The 15,606-nt window shown below is 71.6% G+C and carries 10 protein-coding genes and 2 pseudogenes; 8 read left to right on the top strand and 4 right to left on the bottom strand.

All coding sequences use genetic code 11. The features are described 5' to 3' along the window. Positions 1-24: 24 nt before the first annotated feature. On the bottom strand, positions 25-480 hold the full coding sequence (locus tag OH735_RS34305) for an ATP-binding protein (protein WP_406385536.1): 456 nt from the start codon (positions 478-480) through the stop codon (positions 25-27). Positions 481-656: 176 nt separating this feature from the next. Here OH735_RS34305 and OH735_RS34300 point away from each other — a divergent pair, with 176 nt between their 5' ends. Both OH735_RS34300 and OH735_RS34295 read left to right on the top strand, forming a co-directional pair. Next, a complete protein-coding gene (locus OH735_RS34300) occupies positions 657-1,514 on the top strand; it encodes a Scr1 family TA system antitoxin-like transcriptional regulator (RefSeq protein ID WP_406385535.1) in 858 nt (285 codons plus the stop codon). Next, positions 1,511-1,717, top strand: a complete 207-nt coding sequence (locus tag OH735_RS34295) for a DUF397 domain-containing protein (RefSeq protein WP_406385534.1) — start codon at positions 1,511-1,513, stop codon at positions 1,715-1,717. The genes OH735_RS34300 and OH735_RS34295 overlap by 4 nt, the downstream gene beginning before the upstream one ends. Before the next feature lie 20 nt (positions 1,718-1,737). Here OH735_RS34295 and OH735_RS34290 read toward each other — a convergent pair. The 3 genes and pseudogenes from OH735_RS34290 to OH735_RS34280 form a co-directional block, all read right to left on the bottom strand. Beyond that, positions 1,738-2,010, bottom strand: a pseudogene (locus OH735_RS34290) (hypothetical protein); the annotation flags it as partial. Between the two features lie 194 nt (positions 2,011-2,204). Further along, positions 2,205-2,747, bottom strand: coding sequence for a protease inhibitor I42 family protein (locus OH735_RS34285; protein ID WP_406385533.1), 543 nt, complete (start codon positions 2,745-2,747; stop codon positions 2,205-2,207). 64 nt (positions 2,748-2,811) lie between these two features. Further along, on the bottom strand, positions 2,812-3,048 hold the full coding sequence (locus OH735_RS34280) for a hypothetical protein (RefSeq protein ID WP_406385532.1): 237 nt from the start codon (positions 3,046-3,048) through the stop codon (positions 2,812-2,814). 659 nt (positions 3,049-3,707) lie between these two features. Between OH735_RS34280 and OH735_RS34275 the strand changes: the two genes are divergently transcribed. The 6 genes and pseudogenes from OH735_RS34275 (at position 3,708) to OH735_RS34250 (ending at position 15,433) form a co-directional block, all read left to right on the top strand. Then, entirely contained in the window at positions 3,708-4,649 is a 942-nt protein-coding gene (locus OH735_RS34275; protein ID WP_406385531.1) for an ABC transporter ATP-binding protein, read from the top strand. Next, entirely contained in the window at positions 4,646-6,004 is a 1,359-nt protein-coding gene (locus tag OH735_RS34270) for an ABC transporter permease (RefSeq protein WP_406385530.1), read from the top strand. The genes OH735_RS34275 and OH735_RS34270 overlap by 4 nt, the downstream gene beginning before the upstream one ends. A 3-nt stretch (positions 6,005-6,007) precedes the next feature. Next, positions 6,008-8,755 carry an alkaline phosphatase family protein gene (locus OH735_RS34265; RefSeq protein ID WP_406385529.1) on the top strand — a complete coding sequence of 916 codons (2,748 nt, stop codon included), beginning with the start codon at positions 6,008-6,010 and terminating at the stop codon, positions 8,753-8,755. 254 nt (positions 8,756-9,009) lie between these two features. Further along, positions 9,010-9,204 (top strand): annotated as a pseudogene (locus OH735_RS34260) (globin); the annotation flags it as partial. Positions 9,205-9,363: 159 nt separating this feature from the next. After that, the gene (locus OH735_RS34255) at positions 9,364-12,672 is read left to right on the top strand and encodes an FtsX-like permease family protein (RefSeq protein WP_406385528.1); all 3,309 of its coding nucleotides are present in this window, start codon (positions 9,364-9,366) and stop codon (positions 12,670-12,672) included. A gap of 22 nt (positions 12,673-12,694) precedes the next feature. Then, entirely contained in the window at positions 12,695-15,433 is a 2,739-nt protein-coding gene (locus OH735_RS34250) for an FtsX-like permease family protein (RefSeq protein ID WP_406385527.1), read from the top strand. Positions 15,434-15,606 lie beyond the last annotated feature (173 nt).

The following is a 15,606-nucleotide window of genomic DNA, read 5'->3' as shown; positions in this document are numbered from 1 at the left end:
GCGGTCCTCGCCTGACCATCCGGCTCACGACGGGTGCATGATCTCCGCCCACACGGTCTTCGTGTGGGCGTCTCGCGTCTGGCAGCCCCACTTGTCGGCATATGCAGCGACGAGGAGCAGGCCCCGGCCCGTCTCCGCCTCCAGCGCGTCGGGGCCGGTGGGCGACGTGGCTGCCGCCTTCGGGAGGCGTTCCGGGCGAGTGTCCGCGACCTCGATACGGACACCGCCCGGGAGTCGTGCCAGCCACAGCCGGAAGTCCCGGCCGGGCAACCGGCCGTGCGTGATCGCGTTCGCCGCCATTTCCGCCGTGACGGCCACGGCGGCGTGCGAGGGCTCCGAGTCGTACGGGATTCCCCAGGCGGCAAGCCGTTCAGCGGTGAGGCGGCGGGCGAGTCGGGCACTACGTCTGGTGCTGCTGAGACGGATGGTGAACTGCTCGGTGGAGGCGGAGGGTTCGAGGGCGGTGTCTGCCAGTTTCATGCGGTGACCGTCTCGTCACAGCCACCGTTCTTGCCAGGTCGGAGGGTGGTAGCCAATCACTGGTACGGCTCCGGTACGGGTTTGTACGGCTGTTGTACGGGTCCGCACCGCGCATCGGTTGAACCGAGGCGTCGTTGAGCAGGTCGCACCAGCACTGTGGCAGATCAGGGGGCGACATGGGCAGGGCAGCAGAGCGCACGTGCCAGACCACGGGCGGACGCAGGCCGGAGAAGGAACGGCCGGCCGTGTGGAGCGCCTACGGCAAGCTGCTGCGCCTGTTCCGCGAACGGGCGGGGCTGACGCAGCAGGGGCTCGCGGACGCGATCGGGTACTCGGTGGAGCAGGTGGCTTCGGTGGAGCAGGGGCGGCGGCCTGCGAAGGTCTCCTTCACCCAGGCGTCGGAACAAGTGTTGGAAGCGGGTGGCGCTCTCCGAGTTCTCCAAGATGACGTGGACCGTGCAAAGCTCCCCCTGTTCTTCCAGGACTTCGCGCTGCTGGAGTCCGAGGCCGTCAGTCGCTTCTCCTACGATCCTCTGCTGATTCCCGGCCTGCTTCAGACCCAGCAGTATGCGGAGTCCCTGATTGAAGCGCATTTCCCGCCGCTGGACGAAGAGACCATCGAGCAGCGAGTAGCAGCCCGGTTGTCCCGACAGGCGCTGCTGACGCGCAAGAACCCTCCCATCGTCTTCGTGTTCGTCGTGGAAGAGGCTGCGGTACGACGCATGGTGCGCAGCGTCGACGTGATGCGCGGACAGTTGGAGCACCTGTTGCAGTGCTCGGCCATGCGTAACGTCGAACTGCAGATCATGCCCACGGCTCAGGGCGCGCACAGTGGGTTGAACGGCGGGATGGTCCTGCTGGAGTCCGCCGACCGCAAGCAGTACGTCTATGTCGAGACCCAGGACATTGTCAGCGTCAGGTCAGACCGCCACGAGGTGAGCGAGTTCTGGCTGCGATATGGAATGCTGCGGACGCAGGCCCTCAGCACCGAGGAGTCCTCACGCCTTGTCGAGCGCATGGTAGGGGAGCTATGAGCACTGACCCGCACGCCAACCAGTTCGGTGAACTCGCTTGGTTCAGGAGCAGCTACAGCGGAACGAGTGGCGGCGACTGCGTAGAGGTCGCCACCACATCCGCCACCGTTCACATCCGGGACTCGAAGAGGCCCTTGGCGGCCTCACTCACTTTCTCCGCAGAGCAATGGAGCGCGTTCGCCGCCTACGCCAGGCAGGCATGAGCGAGCGAACCGCCTCACCTCTACCGCAGCTCGAACTGGTCCCTCAGCAGGGCCGTGTGCAGCCGAAGCGTGCGGCCGTCGGGGAGGGTTTCCAGGACCTGGACTCCGTCGTAGTTGAGAAGCTGCCGCAGGACGGCCGCGAAGCCGTCGCCCCGCGTGGGCGGCAGGCCGACGCGCTGGGCGAGGGCGGTGACCGGGAGGGTGCCCGCGCCGACGACGGTCGCGAGTGCCTTCCTGATCTGTTCCTGCGGCGGCTTGCGGGCCAGGAGTCCGAGCTGGGCCAGGTAGGTCTCAGGCCGCGGCCGCGGCGCCGTCGCCGAACAGGGCGGTGCGCCGGGTGCCGGGCTCGGCGGCGAGGCCGTGACGCAGCAGGACGGCGATGTCGAGCCGGACCGGCTCGTCGTCCGTGCGGTCCGGCGGGTACGGGGCGTCATCGTTCATGGCGGGGCCTCGGGTGTCTTGTCTCATCCGACTGGTCCGCTGCGGCTCAGTTGACGGTGACGGTGTAGGTGATGCGCTCGGGGGCCTGGGAGGGGGCGGTCGCCCCCGTGGTCGGGGTGGCGGAGGGTCCGGTCGTAGCGGGGGGCAGGGTGGAGGTGTTGCCCTGGCAGGTGGTGAAAGTGCAGTGCAGCAGCGTGAACCGGGTGGTCCCCTTGCCCTTGGCCTCGAAGGTGAAGGTGAGCCGGCCGCCGGCACCGGCCACCGGCTCGTCACCGGAGTCCGACGCGTAGTCCTGGCCGCGGCTGACCAGCACCGAGCTGTCGGGCTCGGGGGCGACCAAGTACCAGTACTCGCGGGTGGAGGCGTTCTGGTCGACGGTGAGCGTGAAGCGCTCGCCCGGCTCGGCAGTGATGCTGGTGTCCTTCACCGGGTGGCTCGTCGGGCGGCTCGCGGTGCTTGTGGCGCCGCCGGCCGGTTCGTCGGTGCCTGAGCCGCAGGCCGTGGCGAGAGCGAGGAGCGCGGCCGCCGCGATCGCGGCACCGCCCCTGCTACCGAGGAAGATAGACGCTGTACGCGTTGGGGAGATCACTGTTGGAAGCCTTGCCCATGTGGCCGTTGATGAAGTCGTCCTCGCTGACCCAGGTGGCCTGGCCTCAGGGGTTGTACACCTGAAGCATGTCACCCTCCTGGGCGATGATGGTCATCGCGTGGGCACCCTCCTTGCCCGAGACGTCGACCGGCACCGGCTGCCCCTGCGCCACCGACTTCTCGACTTCGATGAAGACCGCCCTGCGGTCGTCGGCGCTGTTGAGGTCCTGGCGCTGGTAGTCACTGCCGGTGGCACTACCGACGGCGGTGTCGTTGATCCGTTCCTGCCCCTCGGGCCCCATGCCGCCCCAGTTCTCATCTGGGTCACGGCCCGCCCGGCGGCGTTCACCGCGTCAGAGGCGAGGACGCCCGTGTCGCCGACCCGCACCTCCGCAATTCCCTTGCGGCCCACCCAATCACATGTCATCCGCCACACACCTCCTCCGCATCACCCGCCCCACGGCACGCCTGGACGCTCATCCCGGCCCAGGCGATCGGCTGCAACTCTGCGTAGGCGTGCAGCGCGTACGAGCCGACGCCGCGGGCCCACCCGCTCGTCCTCAAACCCCGAATTGACGCCTCCACGTTGCGGTCGGCCGTGTTCACGCCGACGCCGCCCGCCCGCCCGCCCGCCCGCCCGCAGCCACCGGGCCACGCAGAGGGGCGGGTCGAGCCATCGCCCATCCGGGGCGGTGCCGGAGCCAGACCCTGCAGTGCGCACCGAATCCCGCCTGATCGACGACGGACGGCTGTCCCCCAGGGCGACACCCCGATCACATGTTTCTGATGGCCGGTCAACTCTGCGATAAGGCAATCGAAAAGGCGCCGGTCGACAAATCGACGCCTATCGGCGGTGCAGCGGATGCCAGTCGTCTCCCGTTCCACGAGCGTTCAACCAGCTGTCCGTCCCTTTGTTGTGTGCGGTCCCTATGTTTCCTGAGGGTTTTGGAAGAAGGGACTCATGGACACACTCCTCGCGATCCGAGCTTGCGGGATCACCAAGTCTTTCGGCGACGTCGTCGCTCTCGACGGCATCGATCTGGATGTGACGCAGGGGCAGATTCACGGCTTGGTCGGACCGAACGGCGCCGGCAAGACGACATTGCTGGGCCTCCTGCTGGGCCTGGCCGTCGCCGACAGCGGTCGCCTCGAGATCCTGGGTACGCCCGTCGGGCGCGCGCTCGCCGTTCCCGACGGTGTCGCCGGCTTCGTGGACGGGCCTGGTCTCTACCCCTCGCTCACCGCCAGGCAGAACCTTGCCGCGCTGGCCGCTCTTCGTGGCTACGACGCGCGGACAACGGGGATCGACGACGTGCTCGACCAGGTCGGGCTCGCCGAAGTCGCCGATGACCGTGCCCGCGGCTTCTCCCTGGGCATGCGTCAGCGGCTCGGGCTCGCCGCCGCCCTGCTCACCAAGCCCCGGCTGCTGGTGCTCGACGAGCCTTCCAATGGCCTCGACCCGGCCGGCAAAAAGAACGTCCACGGTGTCCTCAACCGGCTCGCGACGGAGGGAACCAGCGTCGTGCTCTCGAGCCACCGCATGGACGACCTCGAGGCAATGTGCTCCGAGGTCACCATCGTCGCCACCGGACGGGTCGTCTTCTCCGGCCCGCTGAGCAAGCTGGCCGCCGAGAACCGCGAACTCGACTACCGGCTGCTCACCTCCGACCCGCAGGCCGCCCGCCGACTGGCTGCCGACACGGCCGGGATCCGCGTCGTCGACGCCGGGGCACGGCACGACGCCGAGGTGCTCGTCGTGCGCGCTCTGGTGCCCGCCCTCGACGAACTGGTGGTGCGGCTCGTGCACGCGGGCATCGCGGTGCGCGAGCTCGCACCCGTGGTGTCGCCGCTCGAGGCCGCGTTCCTCACCCTCACCGAGCAGCAGCAGGAGGCCGGCCGATGACCGCGACCATCGCCGACGACCATGTCGCCAGTGCCCGCCCAGTCTCGGTGGCGCGCGGCTACCGCTTCGAACTGGTCAAACTGGTCTCGCAATGGCGGATCCGCTTGCTGGTCCTCGCCTGCTGGATCGCGCCGGCTCTCTTCGTCGCCGCGGTGAGCCAGCAGAGCACGCTCCCCACCGACACCCTCTTCGGTCGCTGGATGCACGCCACGGGGTGGGCCGGACCGCTGGTGATGCTCGGTTTCGCGGGCATCTGGGCGCTCCCGCTGCTGACCTCGCTGGTGGCCGGCGACGTGTTCGCCTCCGAGGACCGGCTCGGCACCTGGCGCCACCTGCTCGTGGCGGTCCGGTCGCCCAGTCGGATCTTCGCCGCGAAGGCACTGGCCAGCCTCACCGTCATCCTGCTGCTCGTGGCCGGGCTGGCCTGTTCCAGCGTGGCCGGCGGGGTCGTGGCGGTCGGCAACCACCCGCTGGTCGGCCTCGACGGCCACCTGCTGACACCGGCGGACGCCGCGGGGAAGGTCCTGCTCGCTTGGGTCTGCGTGCTCGCCCCGACCCTGGCCCTCGCCGCGATCGGACTACTCGGGTCCGTCATGCTGGGGCGGTCCCCGATGGGACTGCTGCTGCCCGCGCTCGTCGCGCTCGCGATGCAGCTCGCCCAGATGCTGCCACTGCCCGTCGCCGTGCGCCTCGCCCTGCCCGGCTACGCCTTCATCGCCTGGAACGGTCTGTTCACCAGCCCGGCACAGCTCGGCCCGCTCCTGATCGGCATCGTGGTCAGCCTGGTGTGGGCCGTGACCGCGACCGCGCTGGCCTACCTGCTTTTCCTGCGGCGCGACTTCACCAACCCGGCCTACGACGGCTCGGGTCGCCGCGCGGTCACCGCCGGAGTCCTGCCGCTGGTCGGACTGGGCGCCCTCACCGTCGCGGTGGTCGCCGTGGCGACCCCGTCGATGGGCTCGGGAATCGAGCAGGACAAGGTCCAGCGGTCGGTCGCCACTGCCTTCGCGCACCTTTACCGCATGCAGACCAAGCAGCTCAACCGCCCCGCCGTCACCGAGGCGCAGCTGCGGGCCACGGCGGTGTGCAACAAGGGCGGCGGCCAGGTCGCCCCCGAGGGGCCGGGCAACGACTGGCGCTGCGTCGTCACCTGGCATCTTCCCGGCGTCAAGGCCACAGGGACGGCCATCTACCAGCTCGACGTCACCGCAGACGGGCGGTTCGTCGCCGATGGCGACGGACCGAAGGAAGTCAACGGCTACTTCCTGGTGCGGACCCCGATCGGGGACGCACCGAACCCGCTATGGCAGTTCGACGGCAACGTCGAACTGCTCTCCACCACCCCGAAGGGATAGTTCATGCAGGTAACACGGCAGCGTCGGATCAACGAGAAGGCTCAGATCAGCCTTTTCGGTAGGCGCGTCGGCCGCCGGACCACTCTGGTAACGGCGGGCATCGCTGTCGCCCTCGCCGTCACGGGCACCGCTGTTGCCCAGACGCACCAGTTCGGTACCCAGCAGGTCGGCCAGGTCACCGCTAACGGCCAGGTTGTCTCCGCCGACCAGTACATCGCCCCGTATGGCAGCCGCACCGTCATCAACGACGGCAAGATCATGTCGTCCTCGGTCAGCCCGGACGGCACCCACCTCGCGGCCTCGGTCACCGATGGTGGGATGGCGCTGGTCGTCATGGACCTCAAGACCGGGCAGGTGAAGCAGCGCGTCGGCAACAACGCGGCGGCGGACCTGCGCATCAGCGGCAACGACGTGGGCCAGGAAGGCCCCACGTACTCGCCCGACGGTTCGCACCTGTGGCTGGGCCAGACCGACGGCTACACCAAGTTCACCGTGAACCCGGACGGCAGCGTCGCCAACCCGACGTCCATCAAGATCCCGGCCGACGGCTCCAAGCGCGCACTGGTGGGTGCGGCGGTGTTCTCGGCCGACGGCTCCACCGTGTACTCCGCGGTCAACGGCCAGAACCGGGTGGTCGCCATCGACGCGGCGACCGGGACCATCAAGCAGAGCTGGACCGTGGGCAACGCCCCCCGTGGCATCGCCATGGTCGGCAACAAGCTCTACGTCAGCAACGAGGGCGGGCGTCCGGCCAAGGCCGGCGACACCACGATGAACTCCTACGGCACCCAGGTGCCGGCCGACCCGGACACCGGTGCCACCACCACCGGCACGGTCAGCGTCATCGACCTGGCGGACCCGTCCGCCGCCGTCGGGAGCATCGACGTCGGTCTGCACCCGACCGCGGTGTACGCCAAGAACGGGGCGGTGTTCGTCACCAACACCGCCGACAACGACGTGTCGGTCATCAACACCGCCAACGACAAGGTCGTGCAGACCATCGCCACCCGGCCGTGGCCGGAGGCGTCGGTGGGCTACGAGCCCAACGCGGTGACGCTCACCGACGACGGTCGCCTGCTGGTGACGCTCGGCCGCGCCAACGCGGTCGCCGTCTACCGGTACACCTCCCCGCAGGAGCCGGCCGGCTACGTCGGCCTGCTCCCGACGGACTACTTCCCCGCGGAGATCACCACCGTCGGCAAGAACGTGATCGTCTCCAACACCCGTGGTATCGACGCCCGTCGCCCCACCAACAAGGCCGGGCACGGCACCCACGACACGACGTCGAGCCTGACGCAGTTCACGCTGCCGGACGACGGCGTCATCAAGTCCGAGACCGGCAAGGTCTTCACCCAAAACGGCTGGCACGGCGGCTCGGTCACCCGGGGCACGGGCGACGCGAAGCCGGTGCCGGTCCCGGTGAAGCTCGGCGACCCCTCGACGATCAAGCACGTCTTCCTGCTCGTCAAGGAGAACCGGACCTACGACCAGGTCTTCGGTGACATGCCGGAGGGCAACGGCGACCCGTCGCTCGCCCAGTTCGGCGAGAACGTGACTCCGAACCAGCACGCGCTGGCCAAGCAGTTCGGGCTGTACGACAACACGTACGACATCGGCACGAACTCCGCCGAGGGCCACAACTGGCTGATGCAGGCCGACAACCCGGAGTACACCGAGTCCTCGGCCGGTGAGTACAAGCGCAGCTACGACACCCAGGACGACGCTCTCGGCCACCAGAAGTCCGGCTTCATCTGGACCAGTGCGCAGGCGGCCGGAAAGACCGTGCGGGACTTCGGCCAGTTCCAGTCGTTCGAGAGCAAGCCGGCCGGCGCGAACTGGCAGAACTTGTACTGCGACGCCAAGAACATGGACGCGACCGGGCAGAAGACCGCCTACCCCATACAAACGGGCTCGGCGATCCCGTCGCTCAACAAGGTGTCGGTTCCCGGCTTCCCGAAGTTCGACATGGACGTCCCGGACGTCTACAAGTACGAGATCTGGAAGCAGGACTTCGAGAAGAACGGTCCGGCGAACCTGAACATGTTCTGGTTCTCCAACGACCACACCGGTGGTCCGACGAACTCGGCCGCCGCGGTCGCGGACAACGACCTCGCGGTCGGCAAGATGGTTGACCAGATCTCGCACAGCAAGTACTGGAAGGACTCGGCGATCTTCGTCGTCGAGGACGACTCCCAGAACGGCCTCGACCACGTCGACGGCCACCGTGCCCCGGTCCAGATCATCAGCCCCTGGGCGCAGCACGGCAAGGTCGACAGCCGCTACTACTCGCAGATCACAATGATGCGGACCATCGAGCAGATCCTCGGGATCCACCCGATGAACCAGAAGGACAGCGCGGCCAGCCCGATGCGTGGGGCGTTCACCCAGAACGCGGACTTCACGCCGTTCAAGGCGCTGCCCAACCGGACCTCGCTGACCGATGGTCTGAAGACCCCGCCTGCCTGCGGCCTGGACACCCCGGCGCCGCAGAACCCCAGTGCGGCGGCCGCGCCGTCGGCGAAGGTGCCGACGGACAAGCAGGCGCTCGCGGCGAAGTGGGACAACTGGAAGTCGCACCAGCGGCTGACCGGGCCCCACGCGGTGCCCGACTTCGCGAACCCCGCGCAGATGAACCACCTCACGTGGTACCAGACGCACGAGTGGTCGAAGCCGTACCCCGGCGAGGACAAGATCTTCGCGCCGAATGACGTGCCCGGCGCCTACATCCCGTCGTCGGAGAACGACGGCTGACGCTGCCTGATCTCGTCAAGGGGCCCCTGGTCGACGTCACCGCTGACCAGGGGCCCCCTCTGTCCCCTGTGTGGCAAATAAAGGAGCTGGACCGTCGATGTCCGACCGAGCGGATTTCCAGTGCTGTGCCCGCATGGGTCTACCGGTTCGGGCGGCCAAGGAGAATGGCTTTCAGGCCGGCGAACCGGTGCCTCGGGATCAGCTTTCGGCGATTCTCGAAGATGCGGCCACCTGGGAGTATCCCGAAGACGGCAACTGGATTGGCGCCGAACCGCGGCCATCCCCGGCTGCGCATGCGGCACGCCCCCTTCGTGGTCGACCGGGCCGCGCACGACCCATTGCTGCGGCACACTCGGGTCGTCGTCGAGGAGCTCGGCCTGTCCGAGGAGCACGAGACGACGCTGTGGAACTACCTGACGTACGCGGCGGCGTCGATGATCAACGCGCCGGAATTTGCGCTCCACAGCCCGGATTCCGTTCATAGAACGCCGATTTCCGGTCACAATCCGGTCAAGCCCGCTTCACCATCACTGACCCCACCGCATCCGGTCTGACAACATCACCAGGGGGTCTGGCAAGGGTGACAACTGAGGCTTGGGGGAAGCCGAGTGAGGAAGCACGGGGGGCGTTTCGGGGGGCGTTCGGGGCGTGCGACGCTCGTCCTGGCGAGGGCGCGGGCGCATCGCCCGCTGATCACCGCTGCGCTCGTCACCGTCCTGCTGACCACGTCGGTGCTGGCGGCCCTGGCCGCGTACTCGACCGCGATCGGCGACGCGGCCCTACGCCACTCGCTGGCCGAACCGCGCAACACCGCCGATGCGGCGCTGGTCGTCAAGGCCGAGGTGGCGGCCGATCGTCGCCGGGCCACCGATACCGCCGTACGCGACGGAGCTCGCCGCACCTTCGACGGGCTGCCGGTGACCGTGCGGACGCTGGTGCGCTCCGGCCCGTACGCCCTACCCGCAACCACCCGGGCCGCAGCCACCCGGCCCGGTGACAAGCCCGACCTCACGCACTTCGCGGCGCTCGACTCCACGCAGGTGCGGCTCAGCGGGGGGCGTCTGCCACGCGCGGGCGCGCCGGACGTCGAGGTGGCGATGCCCGAGACCGCCGCGCGGCGGCTGCGGCTGGCGCCGGGCGCCCGCCTCACCGTCACCGACCGGCTCGACGGGCCGCCCGTGCGGATCCTCGTCACCGGCGTGTACCGGCCCGCCGAACCGGCCTCCCCCTACTGGCTGTTGGACGAACTGGGCGGTCGGGGCGTACGGACGGCCGCCTTCACCACCTACGGCCCCCTGCTGACGACGCCCTCCGTCGTCACCGGCGGCCGGGTGAGCGACGGAGGGTCGGCGTGGCTCGCCTCCGCCGACTTCGCCCGCCTCACCGCCGACCGCATCGGCGCCCTGCGCACCTCCGCGCGCACCGGGCCGGCCGCCCTGCGCAAACTGTCCACCGGGGACGACAGCAAGGGCGGTACCGTCGGCAAAACGACCGCGAGTACCGCCCTCCCCGAGGTCCTCGACCGGGTCGAGCGCTCCCTGCTCGTCTCCCGCTCCACCCTCCTGATCGTCGCCCTCCAGCTCGCCCTGCTCGCGACCTGCGCGCTGCTGCTCGTGGCCCGGCTGCTCGCCGCCGAACGCACCGGCGAGACCCAGCTGCTGCGCGCCCGTGGCGCCTCCCGCGCCGCCCTCGCCGGCCTCGCCGCCCGGGAGGCGCTGCTGCTGGCCGGGCCCGCGCTGCTGATCGCCCCGCTGCTGGCAGGCCCGCTGGTCCGGCTGCTGGCCGGGCAGGGGGCGCTGGCCCGGCTCGGACTGGAGCTGGAGGTGCCGGCCGGCGGACAGCTCGGGGTGTGGCTGACGGCGGTCGGCGTGGCGCTGGGGTGCGCGCTGGCGGTGGCCCTGCCGGCGGTCGCGCCGACCGGGTTCCGCACGTCCCGCGCCCGCGCCCTGCCCGCTCCGCTGCGGGCCGGGGCGGACCTGGGGCTGGTGGCGGTGGCCGGGGTCGCCTACTGGCAGCTGGACCGCCGCACGTCGGGCGCGGTGAGTGCGGACACGACCGGCGCCCTGGGCATCGACCCACTGCTGGTCGCCGCGCCCGCCCTCGCGCTGCTGGCCGGCGCGGTCCTGACGCTGCGTCTGCTGCCGTTGGCCGCCCGGCTCGCCGAGCGCCGGGCGACGGGCGGGCGGGGGCTGGCCGCGGCGCTGGCCGGCTGGCAGCTCAGCCGCCGCCCGGGGCGCGGCGCCGGCCCCGTACTGCTGCTCGTCCTGGCCGTCGCGCTCGGCGTACTGGCGATCGGCCAGAGCTCCTCCTGGGAGCGCTCGCAGGAGGACCAGGCCGACTTCGCGGCGGGCGCGCCGGTGCGCGTACTGGGCGCCGGCAGCGGCGAGTTGGGCCGCACTCAGGATTACGCGGCCGTGCCCCACGTGCGCGAGGCAGTCCCCGCCGTGCGGACGACCCTGCCGCTGTCCGGCGGCCGCACGACGACGGTGCTGACGCTGGACACCGCGCACGCGGCGGACACCGTCCTGCTGCGCCCCGACCTGGCGCCCGCCCCGATGAAGCGGCTGCTGGCGGGGCTGGGTCCGTCGGGTGAGTCGGCGGGCGCTCGCGTGCCCGCCGGGGCGACCCGGCTGACGCTGACGGCGACCCTGCTCAGTTCGGTGCGGGGGACAAAGAGCGCGGCGGCCGTGACCCAGACGCTGGAAGACGACCACGGCGTCCCCTACCCGTTGCCGTCCGGCGACCTCCCCGCCGACGGGCGCCCGCACGCGCTGTCCATCGAACTGCCGAGTGGTCACGGACCATTGACGCTCACCGGAGTACAGCTCGTGCTGCCCATGCCGTCCTACCACGCCGAACAGCACACCCTGACCCTCGACGCCCTGACCGCGGCAACCGCCGCCGGCACGGCACAGCGAGTGTCCCTGCCGACGTCCTGGACGGCGGCCTCCGGCACCAACGGGCAGGACTCGGCCGACCCCCGAACCTCGCCGACCCGCGCGCGCGTCCGTCCCGCCGCACACCCGACCGTGGTGTACGGCACGGGCTACGTCCCGTCCGACCAGCCCTGGCTCAGCCCGTCAATGACACTGCGCATGCAGGTGACACAGCCCAGGACCACCGCGGTGGCCGCCCTCGTCACCGACCGCTTCCTCGCCTCCGCCGGCGCCCGCCCCGGTCAGACGATGGACATCGCCTTCCAGGGGCAGAACGTGCCGGTGCGGATCGTGCGCGCCGTACGGCAGCTGCCGACGGCCCAGGGCGGGGAGGGAGACGGCGACGGCGGCGCCGTGCTCCTCGATCTGCACGCCGTGAACCGGGTCCTCCAGGCGCGCTACGGGGCCGCCCTCGCGCCCACCGAGTGGTGGTTGCGGCCGGACTCGCCCTCGAACAGCGCGGCTGTCGCCACCGCTCTGCGCGCCCGGCCCGACCTCGATCCCTGGCAGATCGTCGTGCGCGACGAGATCGCCGCCGAGCTGCGCGACGACCCGTTCGGGGCGGGTCCGGAGGCCGCGTTCACCGCGGCGGCCGGGGCGGCGGCGGTGCTGGCCGCGCTCGGGTTCGCGGTGAGCGCGGCCGGGGCACTGCGGGAGCGGAACGCCGAGTTCGCGATCCTGCGTGCCCTGGGCGCCCCACGCCGCCGGCTGGCCCGGGCCGTCGCCGCCGAGCACGGCGTCCTGGTCGCGCTGGCACTGGCCGTGGGCACGGGCCTGGGCATCGCCCTGACCCGCGCGGTGCTGCCGCTCATCGTCCTGACCGGCGAGGCCACCCGCCCGGTGCCGGATCTGCTGGTGGAACTGCCGCCGCTGCGGGTGGCCGCCCTGCTGACGGCCGTGGCCGCCGTCCCGGTCGTCGTCGTGGCGCTGCTGGCGGTGCGACAGGCCGATCCGGTGCAGGTACTGCGGGAGGGGGAGTGACGTGGTGATCCCGTTCAGGCGTGTGAAAAGTACCGCCGCCCCCTGGGTCCGCACCCGTCTGCGATCGGCCCCCGGCGCCTCTCTCGCCCTCGCGCTGCTGGTGGCGGTGACCGCCTGCCTGGCCGCCGCGTTCCCGCGCGCGCTGGAGCGGTACGAGGACGCGGGCCTGCGCCGCTCCGTCGAACAGGTGTCCCACTCCCGGAGCGTCGTCAGTCTGTTCGCCCCGGCGCCCCTGCCGGACCTGCCGCAGGACCAGCGCGAGCAAGCACTGCGCCCCGCCACCGTGAAGCGCCAGTACGACAGCATCCTCGGCACGGTCCGGCGCCCCTTCGTCCCCGACCTCAGCCAGTCGTCGTACGGCGTGACCACTTCCGTCAACCAGGAGGTGCCCGAGCCCTGGCTGCCCCGGCCGAGCGGGCTGCCCGCCCGGGTCGCCCTCGTCGCGCAGGCGGGCCTGGCCGACCACGCCCGGCTGAGCGAGGGCCGTCTGCCACGCGCGTCCGGCACGGTCACCGCGACGACGCCCGAGGTGGAGGCGGCGGTCAGCACGGAGACCGCCAAGAGCCTGCGCATCAAGGTGGGGTCGGTCCTGCACGTCCCCGGCGCGGGTCGGGACGCGCTCGCCGTCCGGGTCACCGGCATCGTCGCCCCGCACGACCGGGACGGCGCCTACTGGGCGACGGACACCCTGCTGCGCACGCCCGCGCTGATGCGGATATCGCCCTCCGACCCGGACTCGCCCCGGTACTGGCTCGGTGCCCTGCTGCTGCCGTCCGAGGCCGCCCCCGCGCTCCTGGGCATCGAGGGACTGCCCTATCGCTACTGGCGGCTGGCCCCCGACCCGAACACCCTGCACCACCGTGACCTGGGCGCGCTCAAGTCCTCGCTCGCCGCCCTGGAGTCGGGCCCTGGCCTCCAGCAGCTGCGCACGGCCATCGACCCCCTCATGGACGCCCAAACCGACCTCGACGACGTGCTCGCCTCCTACTCCCGCCTGCACTCCGGCGTCTCTGCGCTGATCTCGGTCGCGGCGTTCGGTAGCGGTACGGTCGCCGCCGTCGTCCTGGCGATGGCGGGCGGCCTGACCGCCGAGCGCCGCCGCACCGAACTGGCCCTGCTGCGCGCCCGCGGCGCCTCGCTGCCGGGCCTCGCCGCCCGCCTGCTCGCGGAGACGGCAGTGGTCGCCGTCCCGGCCGGGGCGCTCGGCCTGGCCGTGGCGGTGTGGGCCCTCCCCGGCGCCCGGGCCCTGCCCGCCGTACTGGCCGCCCTCGCGGTCACGGTCGTCGCCTGCGCCGCCCTCCCCCTGCGCGCGGCGGCCGCCCACCGGCTAGTCCGCATCCCCGCGCTCCGCCAGGACGTGACGTCCGTACGACCGTCCCGGCGACGTACGGTCGCGGAGCTGACTCTGGTGACGGTGGCCGCCGGCGCGGTGGTGACCCTGCGCCGGCAGGGCACGTCCGGCGGGTCCGGCGATCAGCTGATCTCGGCGGCGCCCGTGCTGGTGGGGGTGATCGCCGCGCTGCTGCTGGTCCGCCTCTACCCCCTTCCCCTGCGTGGCATGGCCGGCCCGGCCGGGCGACTGCGCGGTGTGGTGAGCCATCTGTCCCTGGCCCGGGCCGGTCGCAGTTCCGCGTCCGCGGTGCTGCCGCTGCTCGCCCTGCTCACCGCCCTCACCACGGCCTCGTTCGGCGGCTCGGTCCTGGCGGGCATCGCCGAGGCCCGGGACCACTCGGCGCTCCTCGCCGTCGGGGCCGACGCCCGGCTGGAGTCGATGGTGGATTCCCTGCCCGCGGGGCTGACCGACCGGGTGCGCCGGGTCTCCGGCGTGCGGGGCGTGGCGGCGGTGAGCGTCGCGTACCGGGCGAAGCCGAACGACGGGCGCCAGGAGGTGCCGCTGGTGGGCGTGGATCCCGGCGGCTACGCGGAGCTGACGAGGCGGACGGGGCTCGGTGCCTTCTCCGAAGGAGTGTTGAAGAAGGGCCGGGGCGGCCTGGGGACCGGCGCCGTGCTGCCCGCCGTGGCCTCCCCGAGCGTGGCGGACGCCCACGGCTCGGCTCCGTTCCCCGTCGGCATGGAGGACGGCAGCAGTGTCACCGTCCGCATCGTCCTCGTCCGGGACGTCACTCCGGCCGTGATGGGCGCCGACTTCCTGGTGGTGGACCGCGCCGGCCTCGGCGCCACGGCGGCCAGGCCGACGACGCTGTTGGTGACGGGCCCGGAAGCGGACGGCCGTGCCCTTCGCGAGGCGGCCGGAGACGCGGCCTCGGTCCGCCTCCGCGCCGACGAGAGAGCCCGGTACGTCGACTCCCCCCTCCAGTCCGGCGTGGAGCACCTCTACACGGCGACGGTGGCGGCAGGCGCCGGATACGCCGTGCTCGCGCTGCTCCTGTCACTCCTGCGCGCCGCTCCCGAGCGCATCGCGCTGCTCGCCCGCCTCCGCACCATGGGCCTCACCCGTCCGCAGGGCCGCCGTCTGCTCGTCCTGGAGTCCCTGCCCCAGGCCGTGCTCGCCGCGGCGGGCGGCGTCCTGACCGGCTGGGCCGCGATCCGCCTGCTTTCCCCCGGCATGGACCTGACCGCAGTGGCCCTACCGCCCTCGGTCGCTGCCCTGGAGCAGACCCCGCTGCACACCGACGCCTGGTCGCTGACGGTGCCGGCGCTGGCCGTGGTGGCTGTGACGGTGGGAATCGCCGGCGTACAGGCGTGGTGGGCGGGGAGGAGAGGAGCGGTGCGGGAGTTGAGAGCAGGTGACACGAAGTGAGAAGGGCAGCGCACCCCGTCCCCGGCGGCCCCGGCGACAAAGCCCGGCGGCCTCGGCGCCAGACCCTGGGGGCTCCGGCGCCTCCGGTCACGGCACCAGACCCCAGGGGCTCCGGTGGTTCCGGCGACTTTGGCCCCTGACCCCGGCGGACTCGGCGGCCCCGGCCCCAGGCC

The sequence above is a fragment of the Streptomyces sp. NBC_01618 genome, from assembly GCF_045209435.1.
In the GTDB taxonomy this organism is placed as follows: Bacteria; Actinomycetota; Actinomycetes; order Streptomycetales; family Streptomycetaceae; genus Streptomyces.
This window is presented reverse-complemented; position numbering and strand designations above follow the sequence as displayed.

Bases quoted from the DNA above. Each gene is read 5' to 3' on its own strand.
- OH735_RS34300 (WP_406385535.1), top strand. From the start codon at position 657: ATGGGCAGGGCAGCAGAGCGCACGTGCCAGACCACGGGCGGACGCAGG.
- OH735_RS34280 (WP_406385532.1), bottom strand. From the start codon at position 3,048: ATGGGGCCCGAGGGGCAGGAACGGATCAACGACACCGCCGTCGGTAGT.
- OH735_RS34270 (WP_406385530.1), top strand. From the start codon at position 4,646: ATGACCGCGACCATCGCCGACGACCATGTCGCCAGTGCCCGCCCAGTC.
- OH735_RS34305 (WP_406385536.1), bottom strand. From the start codon at position 480: ATGAAACTGGCAGACACCGCCCTCGAACCCTCCGCCTCCACCGAGCAG.
- OH735_RS34265 (WP_406385529.1), top strand. From the start codon at position 6,008: ATGCAGGTAACACGGCAGCGTCGGATCAACGAGAAGGCTCAGATCAGC.
- OH735_RS34275 (WP_406385531.1), top strand. From the start codon at position 3,708: ATGGACACACTCCTCGCGATCCGAGCTTGCGGGATCACCAAGTCTTTC.
- OH735_RS34295 (WP_406385534.1), top strand. From the start codon at position 1,511: ATGAGCACTGACCCGCACGCCAACCAGTTCGGTGAACTCGCTTGGTTC.